Source organism: Bradyrhizobium sp. LeoB3, assembly GCF_055456055.1.
Genome location: NZ_JBVBEF010000231.1, coordinates 1 through 3078, shown reverse-complemented (window position 1 = coordinate 3078; position 3078 = coordinate 1). Strand labels below are relative to the sequence as shown.

The following is a 3078-nucleotide window of genomic DNA, read 5'->3' as shown; positions in this document are numbered from 1 at the left end:
TCATCAGATGCTGGCCCCCAGACCCAGCCAACATCTTGAATCACAAACCGGCCCGCAGGGGAATCCCTACCGATTCAACCTAGCCATGAACCGCTCTAGGCACGCCGAACGCTCCAACGACCGCTGTCCTGTCTTGCACCACAGGCCCCGGCCTTCTCGCTCGACGGCTTCCGCCAGATCGCCGACATGATCGTGGGCGCACCTGGAACAACCTCCGGAGTGGCTCGTAGCGTGGCCGATTGCCTTTTTCGAACGCATGCCCGCGTCTTGGTGTGGTCAATCCCGTGCTGGCCGTCGGTGCGGTATTGTGGGATGAATTGCCCCACTGACCGCAGAGTGCCCCGTACAATGATTTCGAGGCTCAGACTACGCTGGGCGGCCAGCCCACAACCCTCATAGATGGAACGTTCCTGAAAACCGGAGGGAGCACCATGAAAGCACTATGGTCAATTCCGATAGCCGCAGCTCTTACATGCGGCACGTTATCTGCGGGAGCCGCAGATCCGCTCAAACAGCAGCTTGTAGGCACTTGGAGCGTCATTTCATTTGTAAACGTGAATGAAAGGACCGGGAAAACAACGCAAATATTTGGTTCCGATCCGAAAGGATATTTCATGTTCGATGCAGCAGATCACTTCTCAATCAATGTCATGCGTCCGGGACGGCCAAAATATGCCCGCCGCGACTTTCCGACCGCCGGGGAAAGCGAAGCCGCTCTGGAGGGGCTAATCGCGATGTTTGGCGACTACAAAGTCAATGAATCTGAACATTCAATATCCTTACATGTTATCGGCGGCAGCTTTCCCGCGTGGGACAATTCGAATCAGAAGCGTTTCATCGCGATCAACGGCGACGAGCTCACGTATAAGAACCCTACACCGGCGTCCCGTGGGGGTACTGCTGTGGTGACTCTGAAGCGCGCAACAAGCGCAACCAAGTGATCTTTTGGTCAATCTGTCGCCACGGGCACCGGTTTCAGAACTCGGCTCCCCCGACCCGGCAAGCCAAGCCTCGGTACCCCGAAGTGATCGAGTGAGTGGGTCCGCACACGGTGTCCGAATCGGGTCAGAAGCGCCGCTTGGCCTCACGGCAGGGACTTCCGGTTGCCCCCGATCTTCGGAAATATCCTGCGCGGCGCCAACAGCCGCGCCGGGCCAATGGGCGACATCCTGATATGGAAGAGGCCGACAACTGAGGCGGCCTTAGGCCAAGGCAACTCCTTCCCGGTGAGCAATTTGTAAAAGGCTCTATACGGCTTACAGTCCGCCGCCCGCACTTCCGCTCATGTTGTAGTTCACGAGGTAGATCATGGACGTAACCAAAATAGTTCATGAAGTCTAACGAGTACGCGACCGCCTAAAGACTGGCTCACTCTAAGGGAAAGGCTCATACAATGAACAGACTAGCGCTCTCTCTGTTGCTCGCACTTGGCACCACAGCTCCATTTACTGGCGCCAACGCAGGGACCGGAAAAGCAACAACTTTGATGGCCAAAGAGCTTCCCGACTTTCCTGGGAAGGAAGGTATGGTCGAAGTCGTCGACTTCGCTCCGGGCGAAGTCTCGGAGCCGCATCGGCATAATGCAGATCTCTTCGTCTATGTTTTGGAGGGGAGCGTCGTCACGCAGGTAGAAGGTGAAGCCCCAAAAACCGTAAATACCGGTGAGGTCTTTTATGAAGCGCCTACGGACGTCCACATTGTGAGCCGCAACGCTAGTGCGACGCAGGCCGCAAAACTACTTGTCTTCTATGTAAAAGTTAAAGGCGCGCCACCAACCATCCTAGTAGGGCGTGGACATAAATAGCGCTTTTTGACGTCGGGCGAGGAAAGGGCGTGGGTTTATGTCCGCATCGGGTCATCAGCGCCGTTCTGACTGCGCACCCATCACTTTCGGTCTCGCCTGGCAAGCGACGCGCCACAACGTCGCGGGCGCCGAGGCATCGCCACGGCCTGAGCGCTGGACCGCGTGCGAAAATCGTCAGGCCGGAAGACGAAAATCAGGAGTCCAACCCAGCTCGGCGCGTGCCTTTTCGGTCGCAACGTGTCTGTTGGACTGCGCGATGTTATAGATGCCCGGGTCGCCGTGGTCGATGGCCAGCAGAGCGGCATAAGCCGCCGCATCCACATGAATGGGCGCAGAGTTTGAGGGCCGGTCCGAAGCGGTTCCGGGGCCATAAAGCTGGCCGTAGCGAAGGACGACGCCCTCGAGCGGCGGCGATTTTAAAGTGAGATCTTCCAGCGCGATTACTCCCTGCATGTTGATACCGTTCTCTCCCTTGGCCCCGGTATCGAGCGGGTCTGTCTCCGCGTGCGGCTCGGGCCCCGGTGCGTAGGCCCACGCGATGCTTTGCGCCACCAATCGGTGCGCCCCCGCCGCAATTGCGGCCCTGACGAGGTTCCGCGTTCCCTCGCTACGGATGCGGGCGGTGCGAACGATCGCTGCTCCCATCTCGCGTGGATTAAGATCCTTCGGGAGGTCGGTGAGCTGATGGATCACGACATCGGGGCGTGCTGATGCGACGGCGCGTGATAGCGCCGGCGCGTCGAAGACGTCGACCACGACCGGGTCAGCCCTGAGCGCGCGCAGCGCGTCGGCATTCGCTTCCGATCTGGTGCTGCCACAGACGTAATGGCCAGCGCCGTGCAGGAGCGGCGTCAGGCGCCTGCCGATGGCTCCGGACGCGCCGGCAAGGAAGATTCTGTAACCCATCACCGTTACTCCGTTGAACCGTGCGCCAAAGTGGGCGCTGCGCGCCAAGTACTTTCCGATTCAAGCGGAGGGCGGGCAATCGTTCCGTTTCAGTGAAAATCAACTTTGGAGACGGCGGACAAATACGGACACAGCCGCGCATCGGAACAGATTGGCAGCCCCGGAACCTTACCTGAACCGAATGTCCGTTGGGGGTCAAACTGAGAAGAACTCAACCTGAGCAAATTTCTTCCGGGTTACCCTTGAAAGCGGACATTGCGCGACACGGCCGGCATGTCTCAAGAGGGCCATAGGACTAAACCGCTCGCGCGGTAGGCCGCTGCGGCAAACAGGGTGGCCAAGCCGATAGCGCCAAGGGGCGTCCTGTC

At 58.9% G+C, this 3078-nt stretch carries 3 protein-coding genes; 2 read left to right on the top strand and 1 reads right to left on the bottom strand.

The window, feature by feature from the left end; genetic code table 11:
* Window positions 1–431: 431 nt before the first annotated feature.
* Window positions 432–941, top strand: coding sequence for a lipocalin-like domain-containing protein (locus ACZXDY_RS45175; protein ID WP_080664017.1), 510 nt, complete (start codon window positions 432–434; stop codon window positions 939–941).
* 452 nt (window positions 942–1393) lie between these two features.
* Window positions 1394–1804 (top strand): cupin domain-containing protein, encoded by a 411-nt coding sequence (locus ACZXDY_RS45170; RefSeq protein ID WP_080664018.1) that lies wholly within the window; start codon window positions 1394–1396, stop codon window positions 1802–1804.
* A 174-nt stretch (window positions 1805–1978) separates the two neighbouring features.
* Here the strand turns inward: ACZXDY_RS45170 and ACZXDY_RS45165 are convergent, their stop codons facing one another.
* On the bottom strand, window positions 1979–2758 hold the full coding sequence (locus tag ACZXDY_RS45165) for an NAD-dependent epimerase/dehydratase family protein (protein ID WP_464349921.1): 780 nt from the start codon (window positions 2756–2758) through the stop codon (window positions 1979–1981).
* Between the last annotated feature and the right edge of the window lie 320 nt (window positions 2759–3078).

What these genes read in the sequence shown, in the direction of transcription:
- ACZXDY_RS45175 (WP_080664017.1), top strand. Translation starts at nt 432, where the DNA reads ATGAAAGCACTATGGTCAATTCCGATAGCCGCAGCTCTTACATGCGGC.
- ACZXDY_RS45170 (WP_080664018.1), top strand. Translation starts at nt 1,394, where the DNA reads ATGAACAGACTAGCGCTCTCTCTGTTGCTCGCACTTGGCACCACAGCT.